Origin of the sequence: Streptomyces sp. NPDC087859, from assembly GCF_044742595.1 — a bacterium.
Taxonomy (GTDB): domain Bacteria; phylum Actinomycetota; class Actinomycetes; order Streptomycetales; family Streptomycetaceae; genus Streptomyces; species Streptomyces canus_F.
Genome location: NZ_JBIUUU010000009.1, coordinates 460,056 through 480,026, shown reverse-complemented (window position 1 = coordinate 480,026; position 19,971 = coordinate 460,056). Strand labels below are relative to the sequence as shown.

The window sequence follows — 19,971 nt, the reverse complement described above, 5'->3', positions numbered from 1 at the left end:
GGTACGGGACCCGTGGAAGGATGGCCGAACCGCCGAACCCACACATATCGAGGAGATGACCGCGTGCCTGGCACAAACCTGACTCGCGAAGAGGCGCAACAGCGGGCGAAGCTGCTCAGCGTCGACTCGTACGAGATCGATCTCGACCTCTCCGGCGCGCAAGAGGGCGGTACCTACCGGTCCGTGACCACGGTGCGCTTCGACGTCGCCGAGACCGGTGCCGAGACCTTCATCGACCTGGTGGCCCCGGCCGTCCACGAGGTGACGCTCAACGGGGACGCGCTCGACCCGGCCGAGGTCTTCAAGGACTCCAGGATCGCCCTGCCGGGGCTGCTGGAGGGCCGCAACGTGCTCCGCGTGGTCGCGGACGCCGCGTACACCAACACCGGCGAGGGTCTGCACCGCTTCGTCGACCCCGTCGACCAGCAGGCCTACCTGTACACCCAGTTCGAGGTGCCGGACGCGCGCCGCGTCTTCGCCTCCTTCGAGCAGCCCGACCTGAAGGCCACCTTCCAGTTCACCGTGAAGGCTCCCTCCGGCTGGACCGTCATCTCCAACTCCCCGACACCGGAGCCGAAGGACGACATCTGGGTCTTCGAGCCGACCCCGCGGATCTCGTCGTACATCACGGCGCTCATCGTCGGCCCGTACCACTCGGTGCACAGCGTGTACGAGAAGGACGGCCAGTCCGTGCCGCTCGGCATCTACTGCCGCCCCTCCCTCGCCGAGTTCCTCGACTCGGACGCGATCTTCGAGGTGACACGACAGGGCTTCGACTGGTTCCAGGAGAAGTTCGACTACGCGTACCCGTTCAAGAAGTACGACCAGCTGTTCGTGCCGGAGTTCAACGCGGGCGCGATGGAGAACGCGGGCGCGGTCACCATCCGCGACCAGTACGTCTTCCGGTCCAAGGTCACCGACGCCGCGTACGAGATGCGTGCCGAGACGATCCTGCACGAGCTGGCCCACATGTGGTTCGGCGACCTGGTCACCATGGAGTGGTGGAACGACCTGTGGCTGAACGAGTCGTTCGCCACGTACACGTCGATCGCCTGCCAGGCGTACGCCCCGGACAGCCGCTGGCCGCACTCGTGGACGACGTTCGCCAACTCCATGAAGACCTGGGCGTACCGGCAGGACCAGCTCCCGTCGACGCACCCGATCATGGCCGAGATCCGCGACCTGGACGACGTGCTGGTCAACTTCGACGGCATCACGTACGCCAAGGGCGCCTCCGTCCTCAAGCAGCTCGTCGCCTACGTCGGCATGGACGAGTTCTTCGGCGGTGTGCAGGCGTACTTCAAGCGCCACGCGTTCGGCAACACCCGGCTGTCCGACCTGCTGGGCGCGCTGGAGGAGACCTCCGGCCGTGACCTGAAGCACTGGTCGGAGAAGTGGCTCCAGACGGCCGGCATCAACATCCTGCGTCCCGAGATCGAGACGGACGAGCACGGCGTCATCACCTCCTTCGCGATCCGCCAGGAGGCCCCCGCGCTTCCGGCCGGCGCGCAGGGCGAGCCGACGCTGCGTCCGCACCGCATCGCGGTGGGCCTGTACGAACTGGACGACGACAGCGGCAAGCTGGTCCGCGACGAGCGGGTCGAGCTGGACGTGGACGGCGAGCTGACCGCCGTACCGCAGCTGGTGGGCAAGCGCCGCCCCGCGGTGGTCCTGCTCAACGACGACGACCTGTCGTACGCGAAGGTCCGTCTGGACGAGCAGTCCCTGGCCTTCGTGACGGAGCACCTGGGCGACTTCGAGTCCTCGCTGCCGCGCGCGCTGTGCTGGGCCTCGGCCTGGGACATGACCCGCGACGCCGAGCTGGCCACCCGCGACTACCTCTCCCTCGTCCTGTCCGGCATCGGCAAGGAGTCGGACATCGGTGTCGTGCAGTCCCTGCACCGCCAGGTGAAGCTGGCGATCGAGCTGTACGCCGACCCGGCCGCCCGCGAGACCCTGCTGACCCGCTGGACGGACGCCACGCTGGCCCATCTGCGCTCGGCGGCCGCGGGCAGCGACCACCAGCTGGCATGGGCGCGCGCGTTCGCGGCCACGGCCCGTACGCCGGAGCAGCTGGACCTCCTGGACGCCCTGCTGGAGGGCTCGCAGACGATCGAGGGCCTGGCCGTCGACACCGAGCTGCGCTGGGCGTTCGTGGAGCGTCTGGCGTCGGTCGGCCGCTTCGACGAGACGGAGATCGCGGGCGAGTACGAGCGGGACAGGACGGCGGCCGGCGAGCGCCACGCGGCCACCGCCCGTGCCGCCCGCCCGACCGAGGAGGCCAAGGCCGAGGCCTGGGCCCAGGTCATCGAGTCCGACAAACTCCCGAACGCGGTGCAGGAGGCCGTCATCGGAGGCTTCGTCCAGACCGGGCAGCGCGAACTGCTCGCGCCGTACGCGGACAAGTACTTCGAGGTGGTCAAGGGCATCTGGGACGCCCGCTCGCACGAGATCGCCCAGCAGATCGCGGTCGGCCTCTACCCGACGGTTCAGGTCTCCCAGGAGACCCTGGACAAGACGGACGCCTGGCTGGCCTCCGCCGAGCCCAACGCGGCCCTGCGCCGCCTGGTCTCGGAGTCCCGCGCGGGCGTGGAGCGCGCGTTGAAGGCCCAGGCGGCGGACGCGGCGGCGTCGTAGTCGCCGGTACGACGACGAGGGGCGCCCGGTGAGCCATCGGGCGCCCCTTGCCGTACCGGGGCAGGGCCGCCAAGGGGGGTGGGGTGCGAGGGTGCGTGCAGTTGCCGTCGGCTCGCATGCCGCCCCAGCGGCTCGTACCGCGAAGGGGGCGCCCACCCCGGCTCACCACCGATCAAGCCCCCCGGCAACCCCCTCCAAAGCCGACAGCACCCTCCCCACCGCGACCCCCGCCTCGCTCCCCCTCCGCACCGCAGCCACCACATGCCGGACCGGCCGGTCCGCCCCCAGCTCCCGCATGACCACCCCGTCCCGCCGCACCGCCGCCATCCGCGGCACCAGCGCCACCCCCATACCCGCCTCGACCATCGCGAGGATCGCCGTCCACCCCGCCGCGGAATGCCCCTGCCGCGGGCTGAACCCGGCCGCCTCGCACGCCCCGCGTGTGATGTCGGACCAGGGCCCGCTGCCCCCGAAGATCCAGGACTCCCCGGCGAGATCGGCCAGCCGCAGCCGCTCCGCGGCCGCCCGTTCATGCCCCCGCGGCAGCGCGACGTCCAGCGGGTCCGCGAGCAGCTCGACCCGTGTGAACCGTCCGTCCCCCACCTCCGGCGCCTGCGCGGCCAGCGACAGCGCGAGGTCGACCTCCCCGCCGGCCAGCAGCTCGTACGCCTCCCCGGCCTCCGCCTCGCGCACCCGCACGCTCACCCCCGGGTGCGTCGCCCGCAGGGCCCGTACGGCGGGCACCACCAGCGCGGGCACGGCGGTGGAGAAGGCGCCGACCCGCACCTCGCCGACCTCGCCGTACACGTACGCCGACAGTTCGGCGTCCGCCCGCTCCAGCTGCTCGAACACCGCCTCGGCGTGCCGCAGCACCATTCGCGCCGCGTCCGTGAGCCGCACCCGCCGCCCCTGCGCCTCCAGCAACGGCACGCCCAACTGCCTGGCGAGGTTGGTCAGCTGCTGCGACACCGCGGACGGCGTCATCCGCAGCGCCTCGGCCGTCGCGGTCACGGTGCCCTGCTCCCGCAGCGTCCGCAGGATCTGCAGTTTCCGGATGTCCCACTCGAGCATGGCGGCCAACCTATCCGGCGGCACCCAGCAGCACCCCGCCGAGGATCAGCGCCATGCACAGCGCCTGCGCGGCGGAGACCGTCTCGCCGAGCAGGGCCCAGGACAGCAGGGCCACGCAGAGCGGCTGGAGGTAGTACACGGCTCCGGCCCGGGACGGACCGGCGAGGGCGATGGCCCGGTTCCAGGCGAAGAAGGCGACGGCCGAGGAGAAGACGCCGACGTACAGCAAGGGCGGCACCGTGCCGGCCGTCGGCTCGAACCCGCCCTGGACGGCGAGGCTCACCCCTTGCGCGGGCAGCAGCAGGACGGTGCCGAACAGGAAGGTCGTGAACAGGAAGGCCGTACCGCCGAGTTCCGCGGGCTTTCGGCGCAGCAGCGCGCTGTACGACCCGAAGCAGCAGGCCGCGGCGATCATCCACAGGTCACCCGCGGCAAACCCCGCCCCGCCCCCGACGAGCAGCACGACGCCCCCGCACGCGACCAGCAGCCCACCGAGCCGGCGCGCGCCCGGCCGTACGCCGCCCATGCGTTCGAGCACTGCCATCAGCACCGGTGAAGCGGCCATGATCATGCCCATGTTGGCGGCCGAAGTGGTCGAACCGGCCTGGTTGACCAGAGTGTTGTAGACGGTCACCCCGAGCAGCGAGGCGAGCGCCACGAAACCGAGGTGCCGCCTGATCTCCTTCCGCTGCCGCCACGCCCGTCGGGCCCCGAAGGGGGCGACCGCGACGAGCGCGACGATCCAGCGCCAGAAGGCCTGCTGGACGGGCGGCACGCTGTCGTGCAGCGCACGGGAGGTGACGAAGCTGCCGGACCAGACGACGGTCGCGACGGCGGCGAGCAGAACCCCGAGGGCGGCTGCCCTCGGGGCGCGGGTCGTACGTGCGGTCCTTTCGAGGACGGCGGTCACATGGGTCCTTCCACTGGGCGGTGATCTCGGTGGATCTACCGTCGCAGCGCCACATCTGTCACGTCCATCGAATCTTTACGACCATTCCTTTCAGGAAAACTGAACGATTGACCAGCGGTGCGCACCGGTCGCTGCCCCAGCTGCCCCGCCACCGTCGCCCCGAACGCCACCGCCATCCCCGCCAGCTGAAGCGGCGTCAGCGCCTGTCCGAGCGCCGCCCAGCCGACGATCGCGGCGGTCAGCGGGGAGAGCGGTCCGAGGAGGGTGACCTGGGTGGCGCTGAGCCGGCCGATGCCGCGGAACCAGAGCCAGTAGGAGACCGCCGTGTTCGCCAGCGCCAGATAGAGGTAGCCGCCCACCGCCCGTCCGTCCAGCGCGGGCGGGGCGCCCTCGACCAGCAGCGCGAGCGGCGCGATGAGCAGCCCGCCCGCGGTCAGCTGCCATCCGGTGAGCGCGAGCGGACCCACTCCGTCGGGCCGCCCCCACCGCTTGGTCAGCACGGTCCCCGCGGACATCGAGGCGGCCGAGGCGAAGGCCGCCAGCACACCCACCAGGTCGAGCGCCCCGGCCGCCTTCAGTACGACGAGACTGACCCCGAACGCCGCGACGACCCCGGTGACCACGCTCCGCGCGGTCGGCCGCTCCCCCAGCAGCAGCGCCGACAGCCCCACGACGAGCAGCGGCCCCACCGACCCGACGACCGCGGCCATACCGCCGGGCAGCCGGTACGCCGACAGGAACAGCAGCGGGAAGAACGCACCGATGTTCAGCGCCCCGAGCACCGTCGCCTTCCACCACCAGGCCCCCTTAGGCAGCACCCGCGCCACCCCGAGCAGCGCCAGCCCGGCGGGCAGGGCGCGCACCAGTCCGGTGAACAGCGGACGGTCGGCCGGGAGGAACTCGGTGGTGACGGCGTAGGTGGTGCCCCAGGAGACGGGGGCGAGGGCGGTGAGGAGGATGGTCGCGGACCGGGTCATGGCGGGTTCCCTTCGGGGTGGCGGGGCGGGGGCTGCGGGGGGAGAGCCTCTGGGGCGGCGGCCCTCCTCGTCAGCGGCCCCCTTCGGCGAGGCCGGCGGCACGGGGGCAAGCCGGGGCGGCGACCTCGGCCGGAACCTCGCGGGGAGAGACGGCCGCCGGGTCGCCGAGCCCCGCGGAGGCCGTCCGTCCGGCGCCCTCCCCGGTGACCGTCCGTCCCGCGGCCTCCGCCTCGGCCGTCCGCCCGGTGACCCCCGCCGGGGCCGTACGGACGACGGTCTCCGCGACGGGTCGTACCGCGTCCGCCGGCAGGTGGCGTTCCACGCGGAGCAGCAGCGCGGCGGCCACGGCGGAGGTGAGGACGAGGACCGCCCAGGGCACGCGGCCGTCCACCGCGAGCAGCGCCGTGAACAGCGAGGGCGCCACCGCCTTCGCCAGCGACCAGGACATCTGGTAGGCCGCCAGATACCGGCCGCGCACGGCCGCGGGCGCCGCCGACACGGCGAGGACCTCGGCGGCGGGGCTGTGGATCAGCTCGCCGAGGGTGTAGACGACGACCACGGCGACCAGGGCCCCGCCCAGCAGCGGGCCGGAGTCCGGCCGCAGGGTGCCCAGCACGATCTGGGCGAGGAACGCCACCGCGAACAGTCCCGCGCCCAGCGCCGCCGCCCGGGTGCGCCGGGCACCGGCCCTGCGGACCCGCCCGCCGACGAACACCCCGGCGGCCGCGCACAGCACGGTGTTGATGGTGAACGCGGCGCCGGTGAGCACGGCGGGCCCGTGCAGCCACTCCACGATGAACAGCGGGAAGAGCACGGACAGGGCCGAATAGCTGAGCGCGTTCAGGAAGTTGGCGCCGGTGACGACCAGGAAGGGCCGGTCGGCCAGCACGAGCCGGTAACCGGCCCCGCGTGCCGTGGCCCCGGCCGTTCCGTCCCGGCCGCGCACCGGCCGCAGGGGCAGCAGCAGCGGTGCGGCGAGGGCGAAGGACAGGGCGTTGCCCCAGGCCGCGTAGGTGTAGCCGGTGTTGCCGGCGAAGGCGATGACCAGCGTGGCCAGCAGGGCGCCCGCGCCGTTGCCGGCGTTCTGCAGCGCACGCGTGGCCGCCTGGAGCCGGTCGCGCCCGGCGCCGCGCGCCACCTCGCCGATGAGCGAGGACTGCACGGCGGGGAAGGCGCGGTCGGCGGCGGCCGTGACCAGGGCGACCGCGGCGAAGGCGGCGAGGGAGTGGGCGAAGGGGTAGAGCGCGAAGCCGACGACCCGCACGCCGTACAGGGCGAGTTGGACGCGCTTCGCGCCGTACCGGTCGACGGCCGTGCCGGCCAGCGGGAGGGCGGCGATGCCCACGAGTCCGGTCACGGTGAGCACCAGGCCCACGACGGTGAAGGAGAGGCCGGTGACGTAGTGGAAGAACACCAGGGTGAAGGGGACGTACATGCCGGTGCCGACGCCGTTGACGGCGGCGGCGACGGGCAGGGCCCACTCCCCCGGTATGCGCTCGGTCCGCGCCGCTTTCCCCATGACGTCCCCCAAGAGAAGTGACGTGCGGTGGCACGCCAGAAAGTAACTTGCTTGAAAGCAGCTTAGCGCTAAGCAACTTTCCTGCAAGCCACTTTCCCGCAAGCTACTTTCTTGCGGCCGACCGGTTCGCGGCGGATACTCGACCCATGAACGCCATGCCGCAGCAGCCCCCCAGTGATCTCGTCGACGCGATCATCGAGCAGTGGGGCACCGTGCGGCCCGACCTCGACACCCGGGCGATGGAGGTCTTCGGGCGGATCTTCCGGCTGTCACGGGCCATGGGCGACCGGATGGAGAAGGCGTACGCCCCCTACGGGATCTCCCGCGGCGAGTTCGACGTCCTGGCCACCCTGCGCCGCGCCGGCGAGCCCTACGCCCTCTCGCCCCGTCAGCTCTCCGCGACGCTGATGCTCACGACGGGTGGCATGACCGGCCGGCTCGACAAGCTGGAACGCGCGGGCCTGCTCCGCCGCTCCCCCGACCCGCACGACCGCAGGGGCCTCCAAGTCACGCTCACCGAGAAGGGGTTGACCGTCCTCGACGAGGCGGTCGGCGCCGGCCTCGCCACCGAGACACAGGCGCTGTCCGCCCTCGACGACGAACAGGCCGGCCAACTGGCCGACCTGCTCCGCCAGTTGCTGGCAGGAACCCAGACGCCTCCGCACTGAGCACTCCGCCGGCGGCACGGCGCCGAACCCACGGACAGCCTGCTCGGGCGCGCCCGCGTGACCGAGCAGCCGCACACCGACACACCCGGCGACCCTTCACCAGGCGGGGCGGCACCGGACTCCGCCCGGGCCGCCCCGTCCCCCTTCACCCGACGGCGGCGGCGACCGCCTCCTCGATCGCCGTGGCGTCCGGTGCGTCCGCCGCCCAGGCCACGTATCCGTCGGGGCGCACCAGGACGGTCGTACGACGGTCGCTCGCCCAGCGCTCCACGGTCAGCCGGTCCTTGCGGGTGCCCGGGTCCTCGTACACCTGGGGGTCCGGGGCGATCAGGACGAACCGGCCGCCGCGCAGGGCCTCGTGCAGGCGGCCGCCCGCCAGGGCGACGTCGGGGACGCGGGTGCCGGTGAGGCGGTGGGCGCCGCGGGGGGCGGGGTACTTGTAGCCGATGCCGGAGATCTGGCCCAGGGCCTTGCGCCGGGCGGGACCGACCGCGTTGCCGACGGTGGAGACGAGGGCGCGGACGGCGCGCAGTGCCGGGCTCTGCGCGCGGGCCAGCCGGACGAGTCCGCCGCTGCTGCGCAGCACCGCCTTGCCGACCGGGTGCCGCTCGGCCTCGTACGTGTCGAGGAGCCCGTCCGGCGCCCACCCCTGCACGGCCGCGGCGAGCTTCCAGCTCAGGTTGGCCGCGTCCTGGAGGCCGGTGTTCATACCCTGGCCGCCGGCCGGGGAGTGGATGTGCGCGGCGTCGCCGGCGAGGAAGACCCGGCCGACCCGGTACCGCGGCGCCTGGCGTTCGTCGCTGTGGAAGCGGGAGAGCCAGCGGGCGTCGTGCATGCCGTAGTCGGCGCCCAGGGCGCGGCGGGCGACGTCCTTGACCTCGTCGAGGTCGATCGGGACGTCGTCGGCGACCTCGTGGTGGCGGTCCCAGCCCATGACCCGGTACCAGCCGTCGCCGAAGGAGGCGATCATCGCGAAGCAGTCGCCCGCGCCGTTGACGGTGAGCACGTCCGCGGGCCGCTCGGCGAGCCGTACGTCCGCGAGGAACAGCGACTTGATGACGGAGACCCCTGGGAAGTCCAGGCCCACCTCGCGGCGTACGACGCTGTGGTGTCCGTCGGCGCCGACGACATAGGCCGCGCGACGGACGGCGACCGCCCCGTCCGCGCCCCGCACCTCCAGCTCCACCCCGTCGGCGTCCTGGCGCAGCCCCACGACCTCGCTCTCGTACGCGAACTCGACCCCGGCCTCCCTCGCCCGTCGCTCCAGCAGCCGCTCGACCTCGTACTGCGGGGTGATGAGCATGAACGGGAAGCGGGACTCCAGCGTGGTCAGGTCGAGCGTGAGGCGGTCGAAGGCGCGCAGGCCGGTGATGGTGTCGCCGGTGGCCAGCAGCTGGTCGGCGAGTCCCCGGGCGTCGAGCTGCTCCAGGGTGCGGGCGTGCACGCCGAAGGCGCGGGAGAGGTTGCTGATGTCGTGGGAGCGCTTTTCGAGGAGGGTGACGGGGACACCGGCGGTGGCGAGGTCACCGGCGAGGAGCAGGCCCGTGGGGCCGGAGCCGACGACGATCACGGTGCGATGGATGGCGGTGCCGTTCATGGTGGCCTCCTGTTGCCAACGCCTGTTTGCCTACGCTTGTTGACGAAGCTAGCGAGAAGCTCAAGGCGAGTCAACAGATGTAGGCAAACACTTGTTGGCAAACGTACGTTGGCCTACGCTCGTAGACATGAACGGCAGCAACAGCGACACCACGACCACGCCACCCGGCCCAGGCACCGGGCCCGCCTCAGGCGCCCCCCGCCGCTCCGACGCCACCCGCGGCGCGATCCTCACCGCCGCCCGCGAACGCTTCGCCGCCGACGGCTACGAGCGGGCCACCATCCGCGCGATCGCCAAGGACGCGGGCATCGATCCGTCCATGGTGATGCGCTACTACGGCAACAAGGAGGGCCTCTTCGCGGCGGCGGTCGCCATCGACCTGCGCCTGCCGGACGTGGGCGCGCTGCCCCGCGAGGGCGTCGGCCGGGCTCTCGTCACGCACTTCCTGGCCACCTGGGAGGAGAACGAGGTACTGACGGCCCTGCTGCGGGTCGGCGCGACGAACGCGGCCGGGGCCGAGCGGATGCAGGGCATCTTCCGGGACCAGCTGCTGCCGATCGCCGAGCGGGCGTGCCCGGACCCCCAGCAGGTCCCGGCGCGGGCCGCGCTCGTGTCGTCGCAGCTGCTGGGCCTCGCGCTGACCCGCTATGTGCTGCGGATCCCGTCCGCGGTGGCGCTGGCGCCCGAGGAGGTCGTGGCGTGGCTGGCGCCGACGGTGCAGCGGTATCTGACCGCGCCGAACCCCTGAGCGGGCCGCGCGGGAGAACACACCGAGGGCGCCGGCCTCGCCCACGTACGGCTTGCTGCGCGTACGTGCGGCGGGGTCGGCGCCCTCGGGGAACGTGCGGTGAGCGGTCGGGCCGTGGTGGCGGCGACCGGCTCGGTCAGGCCCCGGCCTTCGCCTTCACGGGAACCTTGGTCTTCACCTTCGGCTCACGGTCCGTGGACTTGTCCAGGACCATCACCAGACCGGTGATGACCGCGAAGATCGCGAGCGGGGCCACGACGTAGAGACCCAGCGTCTCCATGACGCTCAGGCCCGGACCGGGGTCGTCGCCGTCGTCGCGGGTGACTGCGAGCGCGGGAGACGTCATGAGCAGCATCATCAGCGTCGTACCGGCAGTCAGGGCACCGGCGCGCAGGGCGTTCTTCTTGTCCACGATCCCAAAAGTATCGAATGCCTTGTGGCCCCGCGCGCCCGGGGTGCCATACGTGGGCGCCGAAAGGGGACGGGACGGATCCGCCCGTCCCCCGCGTCAGCCCGGCCCGGCCGTGCGAGGCCCGCGCAGCACCTCCACCAGACCGTGCAGGCGCGGCGAGCCCGCCAGCCCCTCCAGCGTCACCGGCCTTCCCTCCGCGTCCGCGATCGGCAGGCGCCAGTTCGGGTACTGGTCCCACGTGCCCGGCAGGTTCTGGGGCCGCCGGTCGCCCACCGCGTCGGGCAGCCACACCCCGACCAGCCTCGCCGGCGTACGCAGCAGGAACCGGTGCACGGCCTGGATCTCGGCCTCCTCCGTCAAGGTGCTGTGGCCGCCGCCGGTGCCGTGCAGCAGGCCCAGTCGCGCCAGTACCTCCAGCCACTCCCCGGTGTCCGCCGCCGCCTCCGTCCGTTCCTCCGCCAGCTCCCGGGTCAGCAGGCCCAGCCGGTAGCGGAGTTCGACGTGCTCGCCCGTCAGCCGGGCCGCGGTCGAGGGCAGGTCGTGGGTGGTCGCGGTGGCGAGGCAGTCGGCGCGCCAGCGTTCCGGCGGCAGGGGCCGGCCGTCGCCCTCCCAGTCCCGCTCGAACCAGAGCACCGAGGTACCGAGGACCCCGCGCTCGCGCAGCGTCTCGCGCACCCCGGGCTCCACCGTGCCCAGGTCCTCGCCGATCACCATCGCCCCGGCGCGCGAGGCCTCCAGGACCAGGACCGCGAGCATGGCCTCGGCGTCGTAACGGATGTAGGTGCCCTCGGTCGGCGGGTGTCCCTGCGGGACCCACCAGAGGCGGAACAGGCCCATCACATGGTCGATGCGCAGGGCTCCGGCGTAGCGGAAGAGGGCTTTCAGCAGGCGCCGGTAGGGGGCGTAGCCCGATGCGGCCAGGCGGTCCGGGCGCCACGGCGGCAGTCCCCAGTCCTGTCCGCGCGCGTTGAAGGCGTCCGGCGGTGCGCCGACCGACATCCCGGCGGCGAGGTAGTCCTGCTGCGCCCAGGCGTCGGCGCCCCCGGGGTGCACGCCCACCGCCAGATCGTGGATGACCCCGACCGGCATCCCGGCCTCCCGCGCCGCCCGCTGCGAGGCGACGAGCTGGGCGTCGGTGAGCCAGGCGAGCCGGCAGTGGAAGTCGACGCGGTCCATCAACTCGGCCCGGGCGCGGGCCGTTTCGGGCGAACGGGGGTCCTGAAGTCCGGCCGGCCACCGGCTCCAGTCGGAGCCGTGCACCTCCGCCAGCGCACACCACGTCGCGTGGTCCTCCAGGGCCTCGCCCTCCTCGGCGAGGAAGTCGGCGTACGCGGCCCGCCGGCCGGGGCCGAGCGGCACCTCGCGCACCAGCTCCAGCGCCTCCCGCTTGAGCTCCCACACGGCGTCCCGGTCGATCAACGCGCCCTTGTCCAGCACCGCTTCACGCAGCCGCCCGGCCCGTTCGGCGAGCGAGCGCACCGCCTCGCGGTCGGTGACATGGGCGTACTCCGGCACGTCCTCGACCCGCAGATGCACCGGGTCCGGGAAGCGCCGCGAGGAGGGCCGGTACGGCGAGGGGTCCGTGGGGGCGCCGGGCACCGCCGCGTGCAACGGGTTGACCTGCACGAACCCGGCGCCGAGCGCCCGCCCGGCCCAGGCGGTCAGCTCGGTGAGGTCGCCGAGGTCGCCCATGCCCCAGGAGCGCCGGGAGAGCAGGGAGTAGAGCTGGACGAGCAGTCCGTACGAGCGTCCGGTGGTCGTGGGGAGCCGGGCGGGGGCGACGACCAGGTGGGACTCGGCCACCCGGCCGTCGGGCGCCGTGGCGGTCAACCGGTGGATGCCGGGCGGGAGTTGGTCGGCGGCGGCGCGGGTCTCGCCCTGCTCGGTCTCGATCCGCAGCCGAGTGCCCCTGGGCAGGTTCCCGAGGGACGCGGGCGGGCTGCCGCTCCAGCAGACCACGGTCGGTGGCAGCAGCCGGTCGCGCAGCTCACTCTCGCGGGCGGCCAGCGCGGCCGCGGGGCGGCCGGTGTCGACGCCGAGGGCGGCCAGGGCGAGGGTGACGGCGGTGGCCGAGGCGGCGACCGTACGGCCCGGGGACGGGCTGTAGGAGGTGGCGACGCCATGCAGCTCGGCGAGGCGGGACAGGTCCTCGGAAGGCGGCTCGGCCGACCCCTGCTCCACCATCTACGGCCTCGCGAGGTCCGGCTCGAAGACCGCGGACTCGCTGGTCAGGTGTGCGGCTTCGGCGAGCGGCGGCTCGCTGGTGAGGGGCTCCGCGTCGGGCAGCGGTGCCTCACTGGTCAGCGGGATCTCGGCGCAGGCGCCCTCCGCGCTGAACACACAGAAGTGCGGCTCGGGTTCGGGGGACGGCGGCTGCGCCACGGGTTTGGAGCGCGGGTGTGCGGGAGCGACCACGAGGGGCCTCCTTGTCGAGTACGGCGACCTTGCGGGTTATCGCAGCCCTACCCCGTGGGCGCCGTGGCAGACGTACGAATGGCTACAACGTGCATCTCCTCACATTCTGTTGCGTCCGTCCCGATCCCGCTGCGGCCACGACACGACCGGGCCCGGCGAAGACGACCGCCGGGCCCGGATCCGTGCGGCTACACCGCCTCGGCCGGCGTCGGCTCGGGCTCCGGCTGCGGCCTGCTGTCCGCGCGTTTCTGCGCCCAGCGGCACAGGATCGGCGCCGCCAGACCGCAGCCGGCGAACAGGGCGGCCAGGACGACCCAGCCCGTGGTGCCGGTCGTGACGACCACGCTGACCAGGATCGGTGCCGCGATCTGCTGGACGGCCACGCCGAGCCAGAAGACCGACAGATAGACGCCCTCCTGCTGGGGCGCCGCCAGCAGATAGGAGCCGCCCCAGCCGCCGGCGGACTGGAACAGCTCACCGCCGGTCAGCGCGATCATGGCCAGCAGCAGCACGCCCACGGCCAGGACGACCGGCAGCTTCGGTGCCGCGACGAGCAGCACGCAGCACAGCGCGAGGGAGAGCCCCGCCCGGGTCAGGGCGCGTGCCACGCCGGTCATGGCGTCCGTGTCCCGGCTGGCCCGCACCTGGAGGGCGACCGCGAGGACGGTGTTGACGGCGACCAGCGGGGCGATCACCGCGGACGGTACGTCGGTGTGCCCGACGATCCACAGCGGGATGCCGATGCTCAGCAGGGTCATGTGCATGGTGAGCACGGCGTTGATCCCCGTGAACGACAGGAACGGCACATCGCGCAGCACACGCACCGAGAACCGGCGGCGCAGGCTCTTCGCCGGCGCGCTGAGGATCGGCAGCCGGGCGGCCAGCAGCGCGAGCACGGCGAACGAGGCGGCGTTGAGCAGCAGGATCGCCGCGTAGCCCGCCCGGTTGTCGATGAGCAGCCCGATGCCGCCGAGCAGGGCGCCGACGGTGAAGCCGACGTTGCGCAGCGACCGCAGGATAGCGACGGCCCTGACCCGGTCCTCGGGCTTGGTCACCTGGCCGACCAGGGCCTGTGACATGGGCGCGGACGCCTTGTCGACCAGGCCGAGCAGGCAGACCACGGTGAGGAACTGCCACAGGTTCTGGACGAACGGGTACGCCACGAACCAGGCGCAGCGCCACACGCTCAGCCAGACCAGGACCTTCTTCGGGCCGATCCGGTCGGCGAGGACTCCGATCGGGATCGCCGTGGCCAGGGCGATGGCGGCGGAGACGGTCAGGCCGAGTCCGAGCTGGCCCTCCGACAGGCCGACGGACCGGGTGATGAAGGGCACGGAGACGGCCAGGAAGGCGCCGGTGCCGATGGCGTCGATCGACGTCAGCACGGCCAGCCGGATGCCGGCCGTCCCTCCCGGGACGGACCCGCGCCAGCCGCGGACGCGCTGCCAGAGGTCGGACATGTGCTTCCTCAATCAGGGGTGATCCGGACTCAGCCGGTGGTGGCGATACGGACGGCCGCGTCCGCGTCCAGCACGCGTCGGCGTGTGGTGTCCGCGTCCGGCCCGGTGGCGATGACATGGCCCGCGCGGTCCCAGGAGGACGCCCACGGCCGGACCTCGTCGCCGGCCTCGACGCCCACTTCCACGACCTCGATGCCGGGCAGTTCCCGGGCCGTGTCCACGCCGGAGACCTCCGTGACGGTGCCCGGCTCGGCGGCCAGGAACCGGATCGCCGAGGTCTGCTCCGACACCTGGGGCAGTGTGACCGGACGTCCGGCCAGCAGGTCGATCAGGGTCAGCCTGATCGTCGTGCCGTAGGCCAGGTCGATGAGGTCGATCAGATGGTCGCCGGGGCAGCGGCCGGCGCATTCGACCAGCGTCGGACCGGACTCGGTGAGGATCCACTCGGCGTGCAGGATGCCGGTCCGGTAGCCGGTCGCGGCGACCAGCGCCCGCATGGCCGTGGTGAACGCGGCCTGCGTGTCCGCGTCGAGCGGAGCGGGCAGCAGATGGCCGAGCTCGACCGGGTAGGGCCCCGGGATCACGGTCTTGGCGGTGACGTTCTGGAAGATGATCTCGCCCTGCCGCACCAGCGCCTCGACGCTGAACTCGGGCCCCCGCAGGCGTTCCTCGGCCAGGTACCGCCACGCCAGCTCCCGGTCGGGCACCGACACCCGCTCGGTCGCGGAGGAGGTCCGCTCCCAGGCCTGCGCCGCGGTCTCGGCGTCGACCGAGTCCAGCAGTTGTACTCCGACGCTGGCCTGCCGGTTCGCCGGCTTGACCACGACCGGGCCGTCGCCCGCGAACTCGAGGATGTCCTCGGGCCCGAACACCTCGCGCCAGCGCGGGTTGCGGACACCGGCGGCGCCGGAGACCTCGCGCAGCCGGACCTTGTCCCGCAGCGCCTGCGCGGCCTGTTCGGTCGCGCCGGGCAGTCCGAGCTTCTCGGCCAGCGCGGCCGCCGCGGGCACCGCGTACTCCAGGCCCGGGACGACCGCGGCCACGGGGCGCACGGCCGTCAGTTCGGCCGCCAGGTCGAGGGCCTCGGTCGACTGGTGGTAGCTGGCCGCCACGACGCGGTCCACGCAGTCGAAGCGTGTCGCGGCGCCTGCCAGGTCCCGCTTGCGAAGGATGTCGGGTTCCTCGATCACCACGACGGATCCGCTCGGGACATGGCCCTCGATCGCGTGCAGGTAGGCCAGGTTGAAGCCGATGAACACCACCTGGGCGTCGCTGGCGGGGGCGGTCATGACGAGCTCCTGAGTGCGGTGACGGACTGCATGGGCACTGCCTTCCTGCGGGGTGGGGGGAGGGTCATACGGGCGTCCCGAGCGCTCCGGCCCGGCCGTCCGCGCGTACGGGCGTTCCGTCGATGACGAGTTCGATGGCGGCGAGCACCTCCGCGACCCGGTCCCGGGCCTGCTCGGCGGTGGCGCCGGCGACGATGACGTGGCCGTGCCGGCTCTTGGAGTCGCGGACCTCCGCCAGCGTGTCGCCGGGACTCGGCCTGAGGTTCAGCTCGTCGACGTATCCGAGTCCGGCGACCGTGTCGAGGCCGCGGATCTCGTCGACGTGGCCGGGCGGGAAGGCGAAGAACCGCACGACCGCCGTCGCGGTCGCCGCGGCTGGCCCGGCCGGGGTGCCGGCCAGACCGGCGAAGATCGCCTGCTCGATGTCGAGGCCGGTGGCCAGCTCGACGAGGCGGGGGATCCGGTCCCCTCCGAGCCGGGCCTGCGACTCGACGACGCGGGGGCCGGCCTCGGTCCAGATCACCTCGGTGTGCGCGGGTCCGAACCGGTACCCGCACGCGGTGAGCAGTTCGGTCGTCAGGTCCTCGACGGCCCGCCGGCGCTCCGGGGGCAGCGGCGCCGGGTGGACGTGGCCCACCTCCACGAAGAGCGGCGGCGCGCCGAGCACCTTCTCGGTGATCCCGACGATCCGGTGCTCGCCGTCCCGGCTCAGTGTCTCCACGCTGTACTCGGGACCGCGCAGATACTCCTCGACCAGGAACGGACCGTCGTAGCCGTACTGCTCGACGAGTGCCGTCCAGACCGCGAGATCCGCCTCCTCCTGCCACAGGAACACGCCCCGGCTGCCGGCCAGTGCGGTCGGCTTGACCACGGCCGGGCGGCCGATGCGCCGGACCGCGTCCGGTACCTCGCGCCGGGTCGCCACCGCCTCGAAGGACACCGGGGACAGTCCGCGTGCGGCGAGCAGGTCCCGCATGGCGTGCTTGTCGGTGAGGAGCCGGACCGCGTCGGCCGGGTTGACCTCGACGTGGAGTTCCTCGGCCACCTCGTAGGCGGCGGCCATCGTCTCCTCGCGGCCGATGTGGTAGATCACCGAGGCGCGGTGCTCCTTGGCCACGTCACGGATGGTGCGGCGCAGCAGCTCCTCGTCCCGGAAGTCGGCCGTGACGAACACGTCCGCCAGGGCGCGTACGTCGTCCAGGTACTCCGGCGACTCCAGCCGCGGGTCCCAGATCGCGCCGACCCAGAACCCCTCGGCCTGTGCCTTGCGGACGAACTGGCGGTACGGCATCACCATCAGCAGGCGGGGCCGGTCGTCCACGGGCGGCGTCACCGGGTCCCCCCGGCCGCCCGCTCCTCGGCGACGCGGCTGAGCAGGCTCAGGTAGCGCTCACCGGTGTCGGGGAGCAGGGTCACGATGCGCTTGCCCCGGTTCTCGGGACGGGCGGCCACGACACCGCAGGCGTGGACGACCGCGCCGGAGGAGACCCCGACGGTGAGGCCGGCGTGCACGGCGAGCCGCCGGGTGGTGTCGAGGGCGTCGGCGTCGGCGACCGCGATCACCTCGTCGATGAGGTCGCGTTCGGTGGTCGGTGCGATGAAGCCGCCGTTGAAGCCGGGGATGGTGTGCGTGCCGGGCTCGCCGCCGGACAGCAGCGGCGATCCGGCCGGTTCGACGGCCACGATCCGGACGTCGGGGTTGCGCTCCAGGAGGTGGCGTCCCGCGCCGCTGAGGGTGCCGCCGGTGCCCACCCCGCAGACGAAGACGTCGATACGGCCCTCGGCGTCGGCCCAGATCTCCGGGCCGGTCGACTCGTAGTGCGCCCGGGTGTTGTCGGGGTTGTCGTGCTGGCAGCAGAACCAGGAGCCGGGGGTCCGGTGGTGGAGTTCCGCGGCCTTGTCGACCGCCGCCTGGTAGCCGCCGGTGTGCGGGGTGCGCACCACCTCGGCGCCGAGCGACTGGAGCATGGACACCCGCTCCTGGGTGGCGTTGTCGGGCAGCACGATGACGCAGCGGTAGCCGCGGGCGGCGGCGAGGGCGGCCAGCGAGATGCCGGTGTTGCCGGAGGTCGCCTCGATCACGGTGCCGTTGCCGGGGGTGAGCAGTCCGCGTTCCTCGGCGCCGCGCAGCATCGACAGCGCGGCCCGGTCCTTGCTGCTGGACCAGGGGTTGAACAGCTCCAGTTTCGCCAGGACCTCGGTCTCGGCCGGGACGCCGTCCAGGACGCGGTCCACGGGGAGCCGCAGCAGCGGGGTGCGGCCGATCAGGTCGACGAGGGAGTCGGCGACCGGGCGGGCGGTGACCGGCTCGGTCCGGATGTCGATCTCCTCGACGGCGGCCTCGGCGGTCCGTGCCGCGAGCTGGGCGGTCTCGGCGATCACGAGGACATGGCCGGCGCGGTCGCCGTTGCGGCGCGGCTCGCGCAGCACGGCGCCGGGCTTGGGCTTGACGACGACCTCCTCCACGCCGGGCAGCGCGGCGGCGCGTTCCTGGCCGGAGACCGACACCACGCGGCCGGGCCGGGCGATGAGGTAGCGGATGGCGGCACCGGCGACCGGCTTGTCGGGCACCACCTGGGCGGGCAGCTTCTCGCCAAGGTACTGACGGGCCACCAGCTCCAGGGACTTGATGCCGAGGGCGCGGTCGGCCAGGTAGGTGATCTTGCCGCCGGCGGGCCGGGGGTTGATCTCGATGAGCTTGGGGCCGGAGGCGGTGACCTTGATCTCGACGTGGGCCATGCCGAGGTCGAACCCGCAGGCGCGCAGCGCCTCCACGGCCAGGTCGCCGATGGCGCCGACCGTCTTCTCGGGCAGGCCGGAGGGGAAGGTGTGGGCCAGTTCGACGAAGTAGCCCTGGCCGATGACCGACTTGTCGGTGACGCCGAGGACCTCGTACCGGTCGCCGTCGGCGAGGACCTCGACGCTGACCTCGGGGCCGCTCAGGTACTCCTCGACCATCAGCTCGTGGTAGCGGCTCTGACCGCGGGTGTTCTCCACCCGGGACTGGATCAGCTCGACGTGCTCGGCGGCCTGTTCCGCGGTCTCCACCAGCCGGACGTCGGCGCTGCTGGTCTCGTCGGCCGGCTTGACCACGCAGGGCAGCCCGATCTCGGCCGCGGCGGCCGCCGCCTCGGCGGGAGTCTGCACGGTACGGAACGCCGGTATCGCGACGCCGAGTTCGGCGCAGCGCCGGCGCATCAGCGCCTTGTTGCGGGCGGTGGCGACGCCGTCGACGCTGACGGTGGGGAGTCCGAGGTGGACGGCGACCTCGGCGGCCACGACCACGTCGTACTCGGCCAGGGTCAGGAACGCGTCGAAGGGGTGCTCGGCACCGGCCCGGTGCACCTGCGGCAGGAGTTCCTCGAGGATGTTCGTCTCGCAGTGGACGATCTCGTCGACGTACTTCTCGAAGTAGGCCGGACCGCCCGGCACTTCGAGGTACCGGTCCAGGTCGCGGGTGAAGAAGGTGACCCGGCAGTCGAGTTCCTTGATGATCTGCAGGCCCTCGAAGCCGGAACCGGAGAGGTTGCTCTCCAGTACGCCGACGTGAATCATCTGTGCCTCCGATGGCGTGCCGACACGTGGTCGGGTCGATATGCGGTGAACGTTGCGGGGTACTGCGACGAATGGGGTGGGGCCGGTGACCTGGGCTTCACCAGCACCCGGAGGTGGCCAGGGCGCGCAGCAGCCGGTCCGCGTCCTCGCGGTCCGCGGCCGAGGGCCGGGACACGATCTCGGCGGCGGGGGCCATCACGCGGGCCTTCGGGGGCACATCGCCCAGGACGAGCGCCCCGGCGCCGATCAGCGCGTCGTGGCCGACGGTGACCGGGCCGAGCACGATCGCGTTGGTGCCGAGGACCACGCGGTCGCCGACGACGGGGTGGCGGCGGGCGCCGGGTTCGCGCCGTCCGTCCTTCCACCAGCCGACGGCGCCGAGCGTGACCTGGTGGAAGATCGTGACGTCGTCGCCGACCTCGGCGGTCTCCCCGATGACCACGGCGGCCCCGTGGTCGATGAAGACACGCCGGCCGAGCCGCGCGCCCGGGTGGATCTCGATGCCACCGGTGAAGGCGCGCGCCAGGTAGGCGAGGAGCCGGGCGCTCTGGCGGTGCCCGCGGGTGAACAGGACGTGGGCCACCCGGTGGGTCCACAGCGCCGGCAGCGCGGGGTGCAGCAGGGCCTCCGCGCGCGTGCGGATCGACGGGTCTCGCGCGACGATCACGGAGAGGTCCTCCCTCATCCTGGTGATCACTGTGCGCATCGCGGTC

At 73.0% G+C, this 19,971-nt stretch carries 16 protein-coding genes and 1 pseudogene; 3 read left to right on the top strand and 14 right to left on the bottom strand.

What is annotated here, in order from left to right:
* The first annotated feature begins 63 nt into the window (after positions 1 to 63).
* Entirely contained in the window at positions 64 to 2,637 is a 2,574-nt protein-coding gene (gene pepN, locus ACIOHP_RS24545; protein ID WP_361538893.1) for an aminopeptidase N, read from the top strand.
* Between the two features lie 162 nt (positions 2,638 to 2,799).
* Here the strand turns inward: pepN and ACIOHP_RS24540 are convergent, their stop codons facing one another.
* The 4 genes from ACIOHP_RS24540 to ACIOHP_RS24525 all read right to left on the bottom strand — a co-directional run bounded on the left by ACIOHP_RS24540 (position 2,800) and on the right by ACIOHP_RS24525 (position 7,114).
* The gene (locus ACIOHP_RS24540; RefSeq protein ID WP_401890776.1) at positions 2,800 to 3,708 is read right to left on the bottom strand and encodes a LysR family transcriptional regulator; all 909 of its coding nucleotides are present in this window, start codon (positions 3,706 to 3,708) and stop codon (positions 2,800 to 2,802) included.
* Positions 3,709 to 3,718: 10 nt separating this feature from the next.
* Complete coding sequence (locus tag ACIOHP_RS24535; protein WP_401890773.1) at positions 3,719 to 4,618, bottom strand: DMT family transporter; 900 nt, start codon at positions 4,616 to 4,618, stop codon at positions 3,719 to 3,721.
* Between the two features lie 35 nt (positions 4,619 to 4,653).
* On the bottom strand, positions 4,654 to 5,595 hold the full coding sequence (locus ACIOHP_RS24530; RefSeq protein WP_401890771.1) for an EamA family transporter: 942 nt from the start codon (positions 5,593 to 5,595) through the stop codon (positions 4,654 to 4,656).
* A 70-nt stretch (positions 5,596 to 5,665) separates the two neighbouring features.
* Positions 5,666 to 7,114: an MFS transporter gene (locus ACIOHP_RS24525; RefSeq protein WP_401890768.1), complete on the bottom strand. Its 1,449-nt coding sequence runs from the start codon at positions 7,112 to 7,114 to the stop codon at positions 5,666 to 5,668.
* Positions 7,115 to 7,260: 146 nt separating this feature from the next.
* Between ACIOHP_RS24525 and ACIOHP_RS24520 the strand changes: the two genes are divergently transcribed.
* Positions 7,261 to 7,782 carry a MarR family winged helix-turn-helix transcriptional regulator gene (locus tag ACIOHP_RS24520; protein ID WP_401890766.1) on the top strand — a complete coding sequence of 174 codons (522 nt, stop codon included), beginning with the start codon at positions 7,261 to 7,263 and terminating at the stop codon, positions 7,780 to 7,782.
* A 145-nt stretch (positions 7,783 to 7,927) separates the two neighbouring features.
* Here the strand turns inward: ACIOHP_RS24520 and ACIOHP_RS24515 are convergent, their stop codons facing one another.
* A complete protein-coding gene (locus tag ACIOHP_RS24515; RefSeq protein ID WP_401890764.1) occupies positions 7,928 to 9,379 on the bottom strand; it encodes an FAD-dependent monooxygenase in 1,452 nt (483 codons plus the stop codon).
* A 127-nt stretch (positions 9,380 to 9,506) separates the two neighbouring features.
* Here ACIOHP_RS24515 and ACIOHP_RS24510 point away from each other — a divergent pair, with 127 nt between their 5' ends.
* Complete coding sequence (locus tag ACIOHP_RS24510) at positions 9,507 to 10,127, top strand: TetR family transcriptional regulator (RefSeq protein ID WP_401890761.1); 621 nt, start codon at positions 9,507 to 9,509, stop codon at positions 10,125 to 10,127.
* 136 nt (positions 10,128 to 10,263) lie between these two features.
* Here ACIOHP_RS24510 and ACIOHP_RS24505 read toward each other — a convergent pair whose 3' ends face one another.
* The 9 genes and pseudogenes from ACIOHP_RS24505 to epsC form a co-directional block, all read right to left on the bottom strand.
* Entirely contained in the window at positions 10,264 to 10,539 is a 276-nt protein-coding gene (locus ACIOHP_RS24505) for a hypothetical protein (RefSeq protein ID WP_361538917.1), read from the bottom strand.
* A gap of 96 nt (positions 10,540 to 10,635) precedes the next feature.
* The gene (malQ, locus tag ACIOHP_RS24500; protein WP_401890759.1) at positions 10,636 to 12,723 is read right to left on the bottom strand and encodes a 4-alpha-glucanotransferase; all 2,088 of its coding nucleotides are present in this window, start codon (positions 12,721 to 12,723) and stop codon (positions 10,636 to 10,638) included.
* A complete protein-coding gene (locus tag ACIOHP_RS24495; protein WP_401890757.1) occupies positions 12,724 to 12,954 on the bottom strand; it encodes a hypothetical protein in 231 nt (76 codons plus the stop codon).
* A 188-nt stretch (positions 12,955 to 13,142) separates the two neighbouring features.
* On the bottom strand, positions 13,143 to 14,414 hold the full coding sequence (locus ACIOHP_RS24490; RefSeq protein WP_401890754.1) for an MFS transporter: 1,272 nt from the start codon (positions 14,412 to 14,414) through the stop codon (positions 13,143 to 13,145).
* A 29-nt stretch (positions 14,415 to 14,443) separates the two neighbouring features.
* Positions 14,444 to 15,703 carry an ATP-grasp domain-containing protein gene (locus ACIOHP_RS24485; protein WP_401890751.1) on the bottom strand — a complete coding sequence of 420 codons (1,260 nt, stop codon included), beginning with the start codon at positions 15,701 to 15,703 and terminating at the stop codon, positions 14,444 to 14,446.
* Between the two features lie 64 nt (positions 15,704 to 15,767).
* Positions 15,768 to 17,036, bottom strand: a complete 1,269-nt coding sequence (locus ACIOHP_RS24480) for an ATP-grasp domain-containing protein (RefSeq protein ID WP_401890749.1) — start codon at positions 17,034 to 17,036, stop codon at positions 15,768 to 15,770.
* Positions 17,033 to 18,274, bottom strand: a complete 1,242-nt coding sequence (locus tag ACIOHP_RS24475; RefSeq protein ID WP_401890850.1) for a pyridoxal-phosphate dependent enzyme — start codon at positions 18,272 to 18,274, stop codon at positions 17,033 to 17,035. The genes ACIOHP_RS24480 and ACIOHP_RS24475 overlap by 4 nt, the downstream gene beginning before the upstream one ends.
* 15 nt (positions 18,275 to 18,289) lie before the next feature.
* Positions 18,290 to 18,901: pseudogene (locus tag ACIOHP_RS24470) on the bottom strand (acetyl-CoA carboxylase biotin carboxylase subunit family protein); the annotation flags it as partial.
* A gap of 454 nt (positions 18,902 to 19,355) precedes the next feature.
* Entirely contained in the window at positions 19,356 to 19,964 is a 609-nt protein-coding gene (epsC, locus tag ACIOHP_RS24465; protein WP_361538932.1) for a serine O-acetyltransferase EpsC, read from the bottom strand.
* Between the last annotated feature and the right edge of the window lie 7 nt (positions 19,965 to 19,971).